General features: G+C 57.3%; 19 protein-coding genes. 6 read left to right on the forward strand and 13 right to left on the reverse strand.

Annotated features, from left to right (window positions below):
* Positions 1-2 precede the first annotated feature (2 nt).
* The 7 genes from Z946_RS0109535 to mbfA all read right to left on the reverse strand — a co-directional run bounded on the left by Z946_RS0109535 (position 3) and on the right by mbfA (position 5,795).
* Complete coding sequence (locus Z946_RS0109535) at positions 3-926, reverse strand: alpha/beta fold hydrolase (RefSeq protein ID WP_025055510.1); 924 nt, start codon at positions 924-926, stop codon at positions 3-5.
* Complete coding sequence (locus Z946_RS0109540) at positions 923-1,840, reverse strand: ornithine cyclodeaminase family protein (protein ID WP_025055511.1); 918 nt, start codon at positions 1,838-1,840, stop codon at positions 923-925. The genes Z946_RS0109535 and Z946_RS0109540 overlap by 4 nt, the downstream gene beginning before the upstream one ends.
* On the reverse strand, positions 1,837-2,457 hold the full coding sequence (locus tag Z946_RS0109545) for an HAD family hydrolase (RefSeq protein WP_025055512.1): 621 nt from the start codon (positions 2,455-2,457) through the stop codon (positions 1,837-1,839). Before Z946_RS0109545 ends, Z946_RS0109540 begins: the two co-directional genes overlap by 4 nt.
* Positions 2,458-2,523: 66 nt before the next feature.
* Entirely contained in the window at positions 2,524-2,976 is a 453-nt protein-coding gene (locus tag Z946_RS0109550) for a YaiI/YqxD family protein (RefSeq protein ID WP_025055513.1), read from the reverse strand.
* A 3-nt stretch (positions 2,977-2,979) separates the two neighbouring features.
* A complete protein-coding gene (gene fghA / locus Z946_RS0109555) occupies positions 2,980-3,813 on the reverse strand; it encodes an S-formylglutathione hydrolase (RefSeq protein WP_025055514.1) in 834 nt (277 codons plus the stop codon).
* Positions 3,814-3,836: 23 nt separating this feature from the next.
* A complete protein-coding gene (locus Z946_RS0109560) occupies positions 3,837-4,763 on the reverse strand; it encodes an AEC family transporter (protein ID WP_025055515.1) in 927 nt (308 codons plus the stop codon).
* 57 nt (positions 4,764-4,820) lie between these two features.
* Complete coding sequence (mbfA, locus tag Z946_RS0109565) at positions 4,821-5,795, reverse strand: iron exporter MbfA (protein ID WP_025055516.1); 975 nt, start codon at positions 5,793-5,795, stop codon at positions 4,821-4,823.
* A gap of 126 nt (positions 5,796-5,921) precedes the next feature.
* Between mbfA and Z946_RS0109570 the strand changes: the two genes are divergently transcribed.
* Both Z946_RS0109570 and Z946_RS0109575 read left to right on the forward strand, forming a co-directional pair.
* A complete protein-coding gene (locus Z946_RS0109570) occupies positions 5,922-6,563 on the forward strand; it encodes a TetR/AcrR family transcriptional regulator (protein ID WP_025055517.1) in 642 nt (213 codons plus the stop codon).
* Complete coding sequence (locus Z946_RS0109575) at positions 6,560-6,847, forward strand: I78 family peptidase inhibitor (RefSeq protein WP_025055518.1); 288 nt, start codon at positions 6,560-6,562, stop codon at positions 6,845-6,847. The genes Z946_RS0109570 and Z946_RS0109575 overlap by 4 nt, the downstream gene beginning before the upstream one ends.
* Positions 6,848-6,849: 2 nt before the next feature.
* On the opposite strand, the gene paaK is transcribed toward Z946_RS0109575, so the two are convergent.
* Both paaK and paaI read right to left on the reverse strand, forming a co-directional pair.
* On the reverse strand, positions 6,850-8,160 hold the full coding sequence (gene paaK / locus Z946_RS0109580; protein WP_025055519.1) for a phenylacetate--CoA ligase PaaK: 1,311 nt from the start codon (positions 8,158-8,160) through the stop codon (positions 6,850-6,852).
* Positions 8,157-8,597, reverse strand: coding sequence for a hydroxyphenylacetyl-CoA thioesterase PaaI (gene paaI / locus Z946_RS0109585; protein ID WP_025055520.1), 441 nt, complete (start codon positions 8,595-8,597; stop codon positions 8,157-8,159). Before paaI ends, paaK begins: the two co-directional genes overlap by 4 nt.
* A gap of 130 nt (positions 8,598-8,727) precedes the next feature.
* Between paaI and Z946_RS0109590 the strand changes: the two genes are divergently transcribed.
* Positions 8,728-9,075, forward strand: a complete 348-nt coding sequence (locus Z946_RS0109590; protein WP_025055521.1) for a DUF2794 domain-containing protein — start codon at positions 8,728-8,730, stop codon at positions 9,073-9,075.
* On the opposite strand, the gene Z946_RS0109595 is transcribed toward Z946_RS0109590, so the two are convergent.
* The 3 genes from Z946_RS0109595 to Z946_RS0109605 all read right to left on the reverse strand — a co-directional run bounded on the left by Z946_RS0109595 (position 9,043) and on the right by Z946_RS0109605 (position 11,667).
* The gene (locus Z946_RS0109595) at positions 9,043-9,849 is read right to left on the reverse strand and encodes a C40 family peptidase (protein ID WP_025055522.1); all 807 of its coding nucleotides are present in this window, start codon (positions 9,847-9,849) and stop codon (positions 9,043-9,045) included. The genes Z946_RS0109590 and Z946_RS0109595 overlap by 33 nt on opposite strands.
* Entirely contained in the window at positions 9,846-11,228 is a 1,383-nt protein-coding gene (locus tag Z946_RS0109600; protein ID WP_025055523.1) for a leucyl aminopeptidase family protein, read from the reverse strand. Before Z946_RS0109600 ends, Z946_RS0109595 begins: the two co-directional genes overlap by 4 nt.
* A 61-nt stretch (positions 11,229-11,289) precedes the next feature.
* Positions 11,290-11,667, reverse strand: coding sequence for a hypothetical protein (locus tag Z946_RS0109605; protein ID WP_025055524.1), 378 nt, complete (start codon positions 11,665-11,667; stop codon positions 11,290-11,292).
* A 152-nt stretch (positions 11,668-11,819) separates the two neighbouring features.
* Between Z946_RS0109605 and Z946_RS0109610 the strand changes: the two genes are divergently transcribed.
* Genes Z946_RS0109610 through Z946_RS0109620 form a run of 3 tightly spaced genes read left to right on the forward strand, consistent with a single transcriptional unit; the run spans position 11,820 to position 13,781 of the window.
* Positions 11,820-12,470, forward strand: coding sequence for a carbonic anhydrase (locus Z946_RS0109610; RefSeq protein WP_025055525.1), 651 nt, complete (start codon positions 11,820-11,822; stop codon positions 12,468-12,470).
* 11 nt (positions 12,471-12,481) lie between these two features.
* Positions 12,482-13,465, forward strand: coding sequence for a sodium-dependent bicarbonate transport family permease (locus Z946_RS0109615; RefSeq protein WP_025055526.1), 984 nt, complete (start codon positions 12,482-12,484; stop codon positions 13,463-13,465).
* Between the two features lie 4 nt (positions 13,466-13,469).
* Positions 13,470-13,781: a P-II family nitrogen regulator gene (locus tag Z946_RS0109620; RefSeq protein WP_025055527.1), complete on the forward strand. Its 312-nt coding sequence runs from the start codon at positions 13,470-13,472 to the stop codon at positions 13,779-13,781.
* Positions 13,782-13,999: 218 nt separating this feature from the next.
* Here Z946_RS0109620 and Z946_RS0109630 read toward each other — a convergent pair whose 3' ends face one another.
* Positions 14,000-15,022 (reverse strand): aspartate-semialdehyde dehydrogenase, encoded by a 1,023-nt coding sequence (locus Z946_RS0109630; protein ID WP_025055528.1) that lies wholly within the window; start codon positions 15,020-15,022, stop codon positions 14,000-14,002.
* Between the last annotated feature and the right edge of the window lie 182 nt (positions 15,023-15,204).

A 15,204-nucleotide genomic window follows, 5' to 3' on the forward strand; every position in this document is an offset into this window, starting at 1 on the left:
CTTTAGGTTTGCGGCATCTTCATCCAGCCGCGCATGAGGCGCAGGACTGTATCGCTGTGGGTATAGGTCAACCCGTGGCCGGCACCGTCGATCACCTCTTGCTGCGCGTTGCGGTTCCATTCCGCCAATGTGCCGATGCAGCTGAGCGGGATCACACTGTCCTCCCGTCCCCAGATGGCCAACACAGGAAGACCATAGGCCGCGATTGCCCTGTGATCGGCAGAGAGGTCTTCGGACAGGATTCCGCGCAAACTGGCAAGGACAGCAGGCAGGAAGCCCTTCACCTCGATCTCGGCTTCTTGCAGATCACCGACGGACGGCACGCTTCCGGGAATGCCACGCTCTGCCCGGATACCACTACGCAGCAGGCGCGGATATAGCGCGAGCGTGATCCAGTCACCGACCAGCGGCGTCCGTTTGACAAAGCCGACCAACCCGCCTTTGACAACGCGCATTCCGGCAGGGGCGAGCAGCACCAACTGGCGCATCCGTTCGGGGTACGTCGCGGCAAAGGTGGTGGCGATGGCACCCCCCATCGAATAGCCGATCACTGTCAGATCATCATCAACACCTTCGCGTGCCAAGAGTTCGGTGAGCTGAGTCAGAAAGAACTTGCGATCTTGTGGTCCTTTGGGTCGGGATGAATAGCCCCGCCCGTATAAATCATAGGTCAGCACCCGAAAGCCCGCGACAGCGAGCGAGCGCGTCATGCCGCGCCAGACGAAGCTGGGCGTGGTCAGCCCGTGGATACAGACAATAACAGGGCCACGGGGCGGGCCGTGCCATTCGAAATGTGTGACGCCTTGCGAAAGCTCTACAAACTGCCCCTTGGCCGATCCGCGTGCGGCGTCATCCATGACGCGTCTGCGGTGTTCGATCACCAAAGGTGCTGCAATCAGCACCGCAAGGATCAGCCACCAGATCATGCGCGCGCGTTCCAGCGATCCAGAATGTAGCGAGAGGTCATCAGATCAAGGTGGGCACCCCCGCCGTTCTTGAACAAGGTTATCTCATCCGCGCTCTTACGGGTAAACGCCGTCAGATCGTAATAGTCCGCAACCAGATGGCTGCGATCAATTACGCCGCTTTCCAGCGGAATGTTGATTTCACCGATATGCCCGATGGTGGTCTCGAAACTGTCCACAAAGACACGCGACTTCAGCAAAGCTTCATCATCGACTTCACGCATGTCAGGACGATAGGCACCAATCAGGTCGATATGCTGGCCGGGTCTGAGCCAGTCTCCCTTGATCAGTGGTGCGGTCGACATCGTGGCGGATGTGACGATATCTGCACCTGACACAGCCGTTTCCAGATCGTCGGCCACGCGCAGATCTGGCAATTCTGCGGCCATGGCCTCCGCGTTGGCGCGGGTGCGGTTCCAGACAGTAAAGACCGCATCGGGAAACGCGGACCTATAAGCCGCATGTAAGGCGCGCCCCTGATTGCCTGCACCAACGATCGTGATGTTCCGGCTGTCTGGTCGCGCCAATCGCCGTGCGGCAAGCAAGCTGTCGCCCGCGGTCTTCCACTTGGTCACAAGGTGGAAATCCACAATCGCCGCAAGCGTGCCATCCGCATCGCCATAAAGGTTCAGCCCGCCGTTAATCATTGGCACGCCCTTAGACGGGTTAGCCGGAAATACAGTGGCGGTTTTTACGGCCATGCCTAAACCGTCAATCCACGCAGCGCGGCTCAGTAGGGTGTCGTCGCCACGGTACAGGAACGTATCGCCTATCTCGGCGCGGGGCAGATCATGACCGGCGGCCAGTGCATCGGTCAGGCCAATCCAGTCCAGCGTAGCCTCGCCCTCCTCAAAAGGGATCATCGGAATGGTCATTTTGCATCCTCCGCAGAAAGTAGACCAGCAGCAACAAGCCGGTCCGCCCAGCCTTGCGATCCCTCAAAAAGATGTGTCTGCCAGCCGCGCGCGGCTGCTGCCGCGATATTGTCGGTCCGGTCATCGGTAAACAAGAGCGCCTGCGGGGCAATACCGCCCGCCTCTTCGACCGCCTGATAGATCGCAGGGTTCGGTTTGATCACACCCAAATGCCCTGAAATGAAATCACGGTCGAACTGGCGCAGAAACGGATAGCGGGTTGCCGCCAGATCATAGGTTTGGATGCCAAAATTCGTGAGGGAAAAAACGGGAACGCCCCGCGCCTGCAAGGCCCCCATCAGGCGTACGGAATGGTCAATCGCCGGTGACGCCATGTCGAGCCAGCGGTCATGCCATAGCATGATCTCGCGATGCCAGTCCGGCGTTGCCTCTGCGACCTCAGTGATCACATCCTGAAATGTCTCGCCGGAATCCACGCGGTCATTCATTGCATGCAGATCAACCGCGTCGAACATCGCACGCCTGCGGCCCTCACCGATCACGCCGTCAAAGAACCGTTCGGGCTGCCATTCGATCAACACGTTCCCAATGTCAAAGACCACCGCTTGGGGTGTCATGCTGTTATCTCCGTTCAGCTATCGAAATACTACGGGTGTCCAACAGCGTTGGATCCTGAGCAATGATCATGTCCTTGCTGCCGCCCGCAATTCACGTTCCAGCGCTTCGAGAAAACGGGAGCGGTCCGCCTTTGTAAAGCTCTTGCCGCCGCCTTGCCGGAAAGGGTCCGCCGCCCGCAGGTCAGCCATCAGATCGCGTGTCGCCAGAACGTTGCCGATGTTCGCCGCCGTCAGCGCTTCGCCACTGTGTTTAAGCACGCGCGCACCTGCTTCGACGCACTTGGCAGCTAGCGGGATATCTCCCGTCACGACCACGTCGCCCGCCCCGCACCGGTCGGCAATCCACATGTCCGCGACGTCCGGGCCATCAGCGACAATGACAGTTTCGACAAAGGGATTTTGGGACGGACGCAAACCACCGTTGGACACAACGAACATCTTGATCTTATGGCGGGTCGCAACCCGCTCGGCCTCTTCTTTGACCGGGCAGGCATCCGCATCGATGTAGAGCGCCGTCATCGCTTAACCTGCATAAAGCGCGTCGGCGTGGAAGGCGACGTGGTCCTCAATGAAGGACGCGACGAAGAAATAGCTGTGGTCGTACCCGGGTTGCATCCGGAAGGTGCCCTGCTGCCGTTTGGCGGCAATCGCACCAGCCAGCGCTTCGGGCATCAGCAGGTCAAGAAATTGATCGCTTGCGCCTTGGTCGATCAGGATTGGTCCGTCAAAGTCCGTTTCTTGCATTAACAGGGTCGCGTCATGCTTGGCCCATTTCGCGGTTTCCTCACCCAGATATGCAGTGAGTTGTTTACGGCCCCAATCGCTCGCCGTGGGATTGGCGATCGGCGCGAAGGCAGAGACGGAGAGGAAGCGCCCCGGCAGGTTCATCGCCAGCGTCAGCGCACCATGGCCGCCCATCGAATGGCCTGTGATGCCCTGCCGCTCCATATCGAGGGCAAAGTTTTTGCCCAAAAGTTTCGGCAATTCCTCAGCGATATAGTCCCACATCTGGAAATGCGGTGCCCATGGTGTCTGTGTGGCATTCACATAGAATCCCGCACCCTTGCCAAGGTCGTAGGCTTCATCATCTGCGACATCTTCGCCGCGCGGTGATGTATCAGGAAATACAAGTGCGATGCCATGTTCGGCGGCCCATACCTGCGCGCCAGCTTTGGTCATGGCGTTCTCATGGGTGCAAGTCAGACCGGAGAGATACCAAAGAACCGGCACAGGGCCGTCCTTTGCTTCTGCGGGCAGAAACAGCCCGAATGTCATATCGCACTGACAAACAGCCGATGCGTGTGAATAGACCCCTTGGGTCCCGCCAAAGCAGGCATTCTCGGAAATGGTTTTCATGTCATGGTCCTTTTGAAGGTGTGTTACGGGGTGACCCAGCCCACCACAAGGCTGACGGTCAGAATACTGAGCACGGTCGAGACGAGGATCGCGGTTGAGACGCGTGCAGGCGCGACACCGTAGTGTTGCGCGAGCATATAGACATTGCCCGCCACCGGCAGTGCAGCTGCCGCGATCAGCACGCCCGCCTTGAAAGGATCAACACCGAAAAGAAACAGCGCGGCGAAGCCGACGAACAGTGGATGCAGCACCAGTTTGCAAAAGGTAAGCCAGCCTGCAATCTGCATTTTGTCGGGTTTGGTCAACGCCAGTGACGCACCGATCGCAAAAAGCGCGCCGGGCGTCGCAGCACCGCCCAGAATATCGAGGAATTCGTTTAATGGCACGGGGATCGGCACACCCAATCCTGACCACGCAAATCCTAATGTGATCGCAACAATCATCGGGTTCTTAACCAGCCCCAGCGCAATAGCGCGGACCATGCGCAGACTGACCTGACCGTCTCGTGCGCCGGTAATCAGGATCACGATCAGACTGGAAAATACAATAAGATCAACGGCCAATACCATCAGCACGGGGCCAATCGCCTCTGGCCCCAACAAAAGCGCCAGCATCGGCACGCCGAGAAACCCCGCGTTCCCGATCACGGCACATTGCGCTTCGATGGCGTTTGTCGCAACGTCGAGGCCGCGTAAAAAGCCGACGAGCGATGCGATGCCGTACACAAACGACGTGCCCCAAAGATAGGCGACCACCATGCGTGTGTCCCAGACCTCGACCAGTGACAGGTTCGCCGAAAAACGGAAAAGCATCGCCGACAAAGCAAAGTAGAACACAAATTTCGTCAGATAGGCCGTGGCCTCGGCGCTGAAAAACCGGGTGCGTCCGGCCCAGTAGCCGACCCCGATCAGGGCAAAGAAAGGCAATGTCTTTAGGAAGATCGCGAGCATCCCTCAGGGATAACCCGCGATGGCAAAGAGCACTAGTGAAAATCGGCTAGAGAGTGCCTAGCCCGAGCCGATCAACACCCCTGCCGCAAACACAAGCGCGCCACCAATCACCACTTGAAACGCCGCACGGAAAAATGGCGTGTCCATGTATTTGTTCTGGATCCATGCAATTGCCCAAAGTTCGATAAACACGACGGCAAAGGCGATGATTGTCGCCGTCCAGAAGTCGGTAATCAGATAGGGCAGGGCGTGACCCAATCCGCCCAATGTTGTCATGATGCCGGAGGCAAAACCGCGCTTCCAGGGAGAGCCGCGCCCCGACAATTGACCATCATCAGAGGCCGCCTCTGTGAAACCCATCGAGATACCTGCACCGACCGACGCGGCAAGGCCGACCAGGAAGGTAGTCCATGTATCCTGAGTGGCGAAAGCGGTAGCAAAGATCGGGGCGAGGGTAGACACGGACCCGTCCATCAGCCCGGCCAAACCCGGCTGCACCCAAGTCAACAAAAACTGCCGACGCGCGCGGTCGTCTTCCGATGCAAGGCTTTCGTCGTCCAGATGTTGGTCGCTAAGGTCTTGGGCCGTATTCTGATGACCAGCTTCCGCCGCCGCCAGATCACCCAGCAATTTGCGTGTCTGCGCATCGCTGGTGCGTGCCGCGGCGGCAAGATAGAAACGCTCCGCATCCTGCTCCATCGCAGCCGCTTCTGCGCGGATGCGATCCAGACCCAAATTCTCGACCAGCCAAACGGGACGGCGCGCGTAATAGCCAGAGACATGTTCGCGCCGGATCAGTGGAATTGTTGGGCCAAAGCGGACTTCGTGCAGGTCAATCAGGCGCTTGCGGTGGTCGTCTTCTTCTGCTGCCATGCCATCAAACACCGCAGCTGATTGGGGATATTCCGTTCGCAAGCTTTCGGCATACCCGCGATAGATTCGCGCATCGTCTTCCTCTGAGGAAATGGCGAGTGCCAGCACCTCTTGCTCCGACAAATCTCTGAAACGCTTTCTGTTAAGTGCAAATCGCATGGCCTGCTCCCCATTTAGAATTATTCTAAGTGCTGACTGAAGGCCGTGCAAGATGGATTGCAGAAATAGCCCTTGGAACTAAACAGTTCAGTTTATACTCTGTCCTTCTTTCGTTTCGGGACCCAAATGACATCTGACGCGCCACAGGTCCGCAAAGGCCGCAAATTCGATCAGGTACTTGCAGGTGCGCGTGCGGTCTTCATGGCTGACGGCTTTGAGGGTGCGAGTGTTGATGAAATCGCCCGCGTTGCTGCGGTGTCCAAGGCGACGCTGTACAGCTACTTTCCTGATAAGCGGGTTCTGTTTATGGAGGTCGCCAATGCGGAGTGTGGGCGGCAGTCACAGGAAGCGGTAGAGAATATCGCATCTTCAGGCCCACCGCATCTGGTGCTGAGCCATTTGGGACAGCATTTCCTACGTTTCATCACCTCTGACTTCGGACTACAGATTTTCCGGATTTGCGTGGCGGAATCAGATCGTTTTCCCCAAATCGGCCAGCAATTCTACAACTCCGGACCTGCCGTGATGCAGGCCGAGATGATCGCATATTTTCAGGACGCCGCCGCACGCGGTGAGTTGCAGCTTGACGACTGCAAGCTGGCCGCCGACCAGTTTGGCGAATTGTGCAAGGCTGATATCTGGCCAAGATTGATCTTTGGTGTCAGCAAGACTGTATCCGACGCTGAGATTGACCGCGTTGTAAAAGGGGCCGTCGAGATGTTTCTGGCCCGCTACGGAACCGAAAAGACAATAGGAGAGATGAGATGAAGACTGTAATCTGTGTGATGGCCGCGGCCGCGATGCTGGCTGGATGTGGTGCGCCGATGGCGCAAAAGTCATCCAGCACCCGCGCGACTGCCTCCGGCCCGGATACCTGCAATGCGACAGCTTACCAGAACCTGATCGGACAGGATGCCGTGGTCGACCTGTCCTTGCCAGAGCCAAAGCGCACCTACCGTCTGGATCAGCCTGTGACGACAGATTTTAATCCTGCGCGCCTGAACATCAAGCTGGATGAGACGGATACGATTATCGCTATCGACTGCGGCTGATCCTACTCCTTGGGCCGGTTGTCCACGATCCTCACGGCTTTGCCCTCGGATCGTGGCACGCCGCCTACATCCGCCACTTCGATCGCAACACTGATGCCCACGGTCTGTTTGATCTGCGCGGCCATTGCGCGGGCTGCGATCTGCCGTGCTTCGGCATTAACGCTCATGTCAGCGCATTCACATAGTACGCGCATCTGGTCCATCCGGTCAGGGCGGCTCAGCTCGATCTGGAAATGCGGAGCCAGACCTGTTGTGGCCATCAGCGCCTCTTCGATCTGGGTGGGAAAGACGTTCACGCCCCGCAAGATAATCATGTCGTCACTGCGTCCAGTGACCTTTTCCATCCGTCGCATGCTACGTGCCGTGCCGGGCAAGAGCCGCGTCAGATCGCGGGTGCGGTAGCGAATGATCGGAAAGGCTTCTTTCGTGAGCGAGGTAAACACCAGCTCTCCCTGTTCGCCTTCTGCCACCGGCTCACCGGTTTCGGGATTAATGATCTCGGGATAGAAGTGGTCTTCCCAAATGTGCAGCCCGTCTTTGGTCTCCACACACTCCATGGAAACACCGGGCCCCATCACCTCCGATAGTCCGTAGATATCAACCGCATGCATATCAAAGGCTTGTTCGATCTCCTGACGCATGGCGTTTGTCCACGGCTCCGCGCCAAAAATCCCGACTTCCAGCGAGCTTTCCCGCGGATCGAGCCCCTGTGCGGCGAATTCATCAAGGATGGAAAGCGCATAGGATGGTGTGACAGTGATACCTTTAGGTTTGAAATCGTCGATGAGGCGCACCTGGCGCGGTGTCATGCCCCCCGACACGGGATAGGTCGAAAGCCCCAGCGCATCAGCCCCCAGATGGATGCCAAGTCCGCCGGTAAAAAGACCGTAGCCATAGGCATTGTGCAGCATATCGCCAGGCCGCATCCCTGCCGCCCGCAACGATCGCGCCACAACGCTGGCCCAGTTGTCCAGATCGGTCTGGGTATAGCCGACGACGGTTGGCTGGCCCGTGGTCCCTGATGACGCATGGATGCGGGCAACCTTTTCGCGTGGAACAGCAAACATTTTGAAGGGATAATTGTCGCGCAGGTCAGTCTTTACCGTGAAGGGGAATTTGGCCAGATCGGACAGGTCTTTCAGGTCATCCGGATGAACGCCCGCCGCGTCAAAGCTCTTTTTATAGAACGGGACGTTGTCATAGGCATGTCTCAGCGACCACTGCATCCGCTCAAGTTGTAGCGCTGAAATCTCGTCGCGGCTTGCGATTTCTATCGGGTCCAGCGTCCCTTTTTCCGGCGTGAGGTCTTTCATTCCGTGGTCTCCTCCTCGGGGAAATGCTGCCCTTTGACGCTGCGCGAAAGACCGCGAAACAAGGCAACTGCGCGGCCGTCCTCTCCGGTGACGCGCACATCATAAACACCAGAGCGGCCGCTGCGGGACGCTTCTGTTGCGGTCGCTGTCAGAACCTCGCCCTCTTTTCCCGGCGACAGATACGTAATCTGGTTCTGTTGAGCGACGACCAGCTGGTTGTAGCTGTTGCAGGCAAAGGCAAAGGCGCTGTCAGCCAGCGTAAAGATGAAACCACCGTGACAAATGCGGTGTCCGTTCAGCATGTCCTGCCGCACGGTCATTGTCATCGTTGCATGGCCCGGCCCGATATCTGTAATCGCCATGCCCAATCCGGGCGAGGCGCTGTCGGATGCGAACATCAGATCCGCACATTTTCGGGCACGCATCTGCGGGGTCATTTCAGAAGGAGCATCATGTTTCATAATTTCGAACATTGACACCATTTTGTAACGCTTTCAACATTTAAGATATGCGAAGCGTTTGATTTGCGCCCTTGATTTGAGGGTCGAAGAACGCAACTATATTTATATGACAGTCCATATCCCTCCCCAGACAACTCCATTTGAACGCCCTCCCGAACAGGTTGCCTTCCACCGGACCGAATTGTCGGTGATCCTGTCTTTATACGGGCGCATGGTGGCCGCGGGCGAATGGCGTGATTACGGTATCTCATGCCTGAAAGAGATGGCCGTGTTTTCGGTCTTCCGGCGCACTGCCGAAATTCCGCTATACCGCATCGAAAAACGCCCGAAATTGCGCAATCGTCAAGGTATGTATGCCGTGGTCGGGCCGGGCGGCCAAATCCTGCGACGGGGACACGATCTTAAATCAGTACTGCGTGTTCTAGAGCGCAAGCTCATCCGCGCTGTGGAGTGATGGCAGACGCCGGTGGGCTGTCACCGGCCCGTCGCCTTGCGTTTCAATACGATGGATCGTTTCTTCGATGCCTTCATAGACGCAGGCCATGGCACCGGCATTCGCATGGATCAGCTGGTCCGCACTCGTGACCAGTGCCACGTGGCCTTTCCAGAATAACAGATCGTTGCGCCTGTATCCGCCATCGGCAGCTACGCCGAGGCTTTGCTGCATGTCACTGTCGCCAGGGCAGGGCAGGCCGCATGCCAATAGTGCTGCTTGCACTACGCCGGAACAGTCGATCCCGAACCGGCTGTTGCCGCCCCAAAGATAAGGCGTCCCGAGAAAAAGCGCCGCAATGTCAGCGGGGTCGGTGCCTCTGGTGGTGATTTCCGTCAGATGTACAAGTGGCACGTACCCGATAGAGGTGCAGGCAAATCTGCCGTCCGTATCTGTCACACGAAGGCGGCTGGCGTGGCTAAGGCTCATCCGGTCCGCTGATTTGAAATCTGCGCGCGCGTATACATGGGTGGCTGGCGCGCTGACGATATGCGTCGCGGTTTGATCCGGCCCAAGACAAGCCGATCGCAGGTGGCCGCAATAGCCGTCCTTCACCGATTGCACGTAGGACCATCCGTCCACGTCACCCAGAACCGTAACCGTTTCCCCGAACAGCAACTGACGATCGCGTGGGCCTTCGGGACTGCGGCACAGGTCGACAACAGGTCTGATGATCCGCGCGCTGGTACTGCCTGTCACAAGCGCAGGATCAGGGGTCAGACGCGGATCGCTCATAGGTTCAGCAGCGGGGTCAGTGCCGCATGTAATGCACGCGTCGCCTGACCCACCCCACCTTTTTGGCGTGCAGGCGCATCGGCTGGCTGCCAGCCGTAAATGTCGAAATGTGCGTATGGGCTCTGTGTGACAAACCGGCGCAGGAAAAGTGCTGCTGTAATGCAACCCGCAAAACCGCCCTTGGGGGCGTTGTCCAGATCGGCAATGCCGGGTTCGATCATCGGCTCGTAAGGATCGTGAAACGGCAAGCGCCAAACCGGATCATCCTGTGCAACCGCCGCAGTCTCAAGCGCTGACACAAAGCCGGCATCATCGCTGAAATAAGGGGCGAGGTCCGGTCCGACTGCCACCCGCGCGGCACCTGTAAGGGTCGCCATCGAAATGATCTGGTCGGGGCTTTCCTCATCTGCCAAGGCAAGGGCATCGGCAAGAACCAGACGCCCTTCGGCATCGGTGTTGTTGATCTCGACCGTCAGACCCTTGCGTGAAGTCAGAATGTCACCGGGCCTGAATGCATTGCCTGAAACGGAATTCTCGACCGCTGGAATGAGAACCCGAAGCTGAACGCCTAGACCGGTTGCCATGATCATATGGGCCAGTCCCAAGACTGCCGCAGCACCGCCCATATCCTTTTTCATCAAACCCATCGACGCGCCGGGTTTTAGGTTTAGCCCGCCGGTATCAAAGCAGACACCCTTGCCGACCAGCGTCAGCTTTGGCCCATTGCTGCCCCACCGCATATCAATCAGACGCGGCGCACGGTCTGCCGCGCGGCCAACCGTATGGATCATCGGGAAGTTCTGGGTAAGCAGGTCCTCTCCGGTGGTCACGGTGATTCTTGCATTATGCTGTTTCGCGAGATCGCGAGCCGCCAGTTCCAGATCGGGCGGACCCATATCGCTGGCAGGCGTATTGATAAGATCGCGCGTCAACGTCTCGCCAGCGGCACGGGCTTCGATCTTTTTGACATCTACGCTATCAGGCGCGACAAGCTCTGCCTGCAGGGGGGATTGTTTGCTATAGCGGTCAAACCGATAACCAGCGAGCAACCATCCAAGGCACTCGTTTTCGGCGACAGTTTGCTCCAGCCCGCTTGCGATCTTGTAGACACCTTCGGGAAGTTTCGGTGCGGCAGCGGCCAGATGGAAACGACCGCGTTTGCGTGCTTTTTCAGTCCCGAAACCGATGGCTGCCAGTGCTATGCCACCCTCATCATCCGGCAGTGTAACTGCCTGACCCAAGGCACCGGTAAAGCCCTGCGCCTTCAACCAGGAACGGTTACGCTCTGGTTGTTCGGAAAGCCAGTTTTCCAGCTGTTCTTCACTGATAACATGAAGCGGGATGGACGCGGCGGCGGGATCGGCGAAAGTCTGTGGCATAAGGATCCTAGAGAGTTGTGCTGCATCTCAGCCTAGCGTTTTCCACCGCCCCCGCAACCGCTCAGAGTGTAATGTCCTGAATGTCCCAGACGGCAGTCAACGACCGCTCGCCGATCCGTAGCAGGCGCGATAAAGTGGCCGCAACAGCGACAGTATCGGACCGGTCGATGCTATAGGTCACATCACCGGCAACATGGCTAAGCGCCTTCATCCCGATCTGCTCTGCGATAGCAATCAAGGACCGCGTGTTCTTGCGCAACTCCGACCACGCGCTTTCCCGAAAAAGCGCTTCGCTATGCGACAAGCGCAATGATAATTCTTCCAACGCGCGGCAAACGACATCCTCTGCCCCCGCTTCTCCCAACTGGGAATAAAGCGCACCCAGACGATCCTGATCGACACTCACTTGTTCGACCGGATTAATTTGCAGAACCTGCATTTTGTATCACCCCACTATTCAGCCCCCACGGCTGATGCACACCGTGAGACAAAGAGGTGATGAAATGGTTGAGGCCAACCTCCCTTTTCTCTCGAAACCTTTGAAAATTTACTATATCCCTGCGCGACAATGACAAAGGACGAGGCCTCATTATGCATAGGGTACGGCCCCTGCCAAACTATCTGGTACAACGATATCACGGTTGGAAAGCAACCGGGTATGCGGACAACAAAGCATGGTATCGCAGGCTCGCGTCTGACGGCCAGCATCCCCGTGCGATGGTCATTGCCTGCTGTGACAGTCGGGTGAATGTGATATCCATCTTCGGTGCGGATCAGGGTGAGTTCTTTATCCACCGAAATATCGCCAATCTGGTGCCCCCCTTCCAGCCGGACGGTGATCACCACGGGACTTCGGCTGCTGTTGAGTATGCGGTGCAGGTGTTGAAGGTCAGTAATCTGATGGTGCTTGGCCATTCTGGTTGCGGCGGCATTCAGGGCTGTATCGACATGTGCAAGGGCCACGCGCCCGAGCTTGAGGACAAAGGCAGTTTTGTAGGTCGCTGGATGGATATCCTTCGCCCGCGTTTCGAAAGCGTGCGCGATATTGCCGACGACAAAGAGCAGGCACGCGAGATGGAAAAGCAGGCGGTCGTAACATCGTTGCAGAACCTGATGACCTTTCCCTGGATCGAGGAAAAGGTGAATGCCGGAGAGTTGACCCTTCACGGGTTGTGGAACGACATCGGAGAAGGGTCGTTGGAAAACTACAGCCCCGAAAGCGGCGCATTCCACCCAGTTTAGGACCATAGCATATGGAACAGCTATTCTCATTGGCAGCGGACAATCTGATCTCGCCGATTATTCTGTCGTTTGTTCTGGGTGTGGCCGCATCGCTGGCGCGCTCTGATTTGAGCATTCCCGAAGCGGTGGCCAAAGGGCTGTCTATCTATCTGCTCTTTGCTATCGGTTTCAAAGGCGGCGTCAGCGTTGCGGCACATGGCATTGACGTCAAACTGGGGATGGCCTTGTTGGTCGGCGTTGTCCTTTCAGCTGCGCTGCCTTTAATTGCCTTTGGCCTGCTGCAGGTGATGACGCAGATGAATCGCCTCGATGCTGCGGCGGTTGCGGCGCACTACGGCTCGATCTCGATCGTTACCTTTGTTGCTGCGTCTTCCATCCTTGAAAGCCGTGGAATCGGCTTTGAGGGGTATATGGTCGCCGTCGCTGCGGCGATGGAAGCGCCCGCGATCCTCTCGGCGCTGTGGCTTGTGGCGCGCGGTGCCGGTGGGCAGTCCAAGGGTATGGACGGTGCGTTGATGCGGGAAATTATGCTCAACGGGTCGATCGTCCTGCTGGTCGGCGCGTTCTTCATCGGATGGGCCACAGGCGAAGAAGGTCTGGCAGAGATCTCCAGCTTTATCGTGTCTCCTTTCAAGGGTGTTTTGTGCCTCTTCCTGTTGGATATGGGGCTGGTCGCTGGCCGTGGCTTGCGTGAAGGCGGGGGTATTTTACGGCCCGGCGTGTTGACGTTTGGCATTGTCATGCCTTTGGTCGCTGCGGCCATCGGCCTTGGCGCGGGCCTTTTGCTTGGTCTTTCCACCGGTGGTGTAACACTGATTATGGTGCTGTCGGCTTCGGCGTCTTACATCGCGGTCCCGGCGGCGATGCGTGTAGCCTTGCCCGAAGCCAATCCCTCGCTGTATCTGACGCTCTCTTTGGGTGTCACTTTCCCGTTTAACCTGACGCTTGGTATTCCGCTTTATGTGGCAATAGCCCAGGCGGTGACAGGAGGCTGAGCCATTGCAAACCCATCGCGCAAAACGTGTCGAAATCACCATTGAGGCAGTCATGCAGTCGCGTCTGACGGATGCACTGAACAAGGCGGGTGTTACCGGATATACGGTACTGCCTGTGTTGGGAGGATCGGGGCGGTCAGGCGCATGGAACCGGTCGGGACAGATCAGCCGCGCGGCGGGTATGGTGCAGGTGGTCTGCATCATTAAGCCAGAGCGGCTGGACGATCTGCTGGATGGTGCGTTTTCTGTTGTGGAGCGGCATATCGGCATTGTGACCGTCACAGACTGCGATGTCCTGCGGGCCGAGCGTTTCTAACGCAGCATAGACCGATTCGCTTTCAGTTTTCCGGTATGGAGACTGTGACGTTGAAACTACCGCAGGATTTACTTCGGGGATGCTACGTCCGCCGGCTTCATGCGCCTAAGCTCGGCAGTAATTGTGGCGGGGCATGAATGACACGAAAGAAAGGCGGCACCGAACAGCTTGAACTGATCGATGCCGCTGCAAATCTTTTTGTCATTGAAAAAGAGTGATTATCCCTTTTTCAGAACCTCACGACCCAACAGCTCTGCAATCTGAACAGCGTTCAGCGCAGCACCTTTGCGCAAGTTATCGGAAACACACCACAGGTTCAGACCGTTATCGATCGTGCTGTCCTGACGGATGCGACTGATGAAGGTAGCAAAATCACCAACGCATTCGATCGGCGTCACGTAGCCGCCGTCCTCACGCTTGTCGATCACCATGACACCCGGTGCTTCACGCAGGATGTCACGCGCCTCGTCTTCGTCCAGATGATCTTCGAACTCGATATTGATCGCTTCGGAGTGCCCGACAAAAACAGGGACGCGCACACAGGTCGCTGTTACCTTGATCTTGGGGTCAACGATCTTTTTCGTCTCGGCGACCATCTTCCACTCTTCCTTGGTCGATCCGTCTTCCATGAAGACGTCGATATGCGGAATGACGTTAAATGCGATCTGCTTCGTGAACTTTGACGGCGGAACATCGGATGTCGGGTTGTAGATCGATTTGGTCTGATCCCACAGCTCGTCTGCACCTTCTTTACCGGCACCGGATACGGACTGATATGTGCTTACCACGACACGTTTGATCGTCGCGCGGTCATGCAGCGGCTTAAGCGCTACAACCATCTGCGCGGTCGAACAGTTGGGGTTCGCGATGATGTTTTTCTTCGCGTAGTCGTGAATCGCTTGCGGGTTCACTTCGGGTACGATCAGCGGCACTTCCGAATCGTAACGATAGAGCGACGAGTTATCAATCACGACGCAACCTGCTTTGGCTGCACCGGGTGCATACTTTTTGGTCGCGTCCGAGCCCACGGCGAACAAAGCCATATCCCAGCCCGTGAAATCAAACGTATCAAGGTCTTTGCATTTCAGCGTCTTGTCACCAAAGCTGATTTCCGTACCCATGGAACGACGGCTGGCCAAAGCCACAATTTCGTCCACAGGGAACTGGCGCTCGGCCAGAATGTTCAGCATTTCGCGGCCCACATTGCCAGTGGCGCCCACGACGGCGACGCGATAACCCATTTGATTTCTCCATTTTTATGGGGATGGTGCGCGGCACATACACGGCTTGGACAACGGTGGAAAGGGCAACGGAACGCGCGGGCGGCTCAGGTGGCCTAGTTGCACCAGGCCACACAGCCGATGTGCCTGACCCGCCGGGTTCGCGGTGTCGGAATATCAGATGAGGCAACCCTTGGCGGATC

The sequence above is a fragment of the Sulfitobacter noctilucicola genome, assembly GCF_000622385.1.
Taxonomy (GTDB): domain Bacteria; phylum Pseudomonadota; class Alphaproteobacteria; order Rhodobacterales; family Rhodobacteraceae; genus Sulfitobacter; species Sulfitobacter noctilucicola.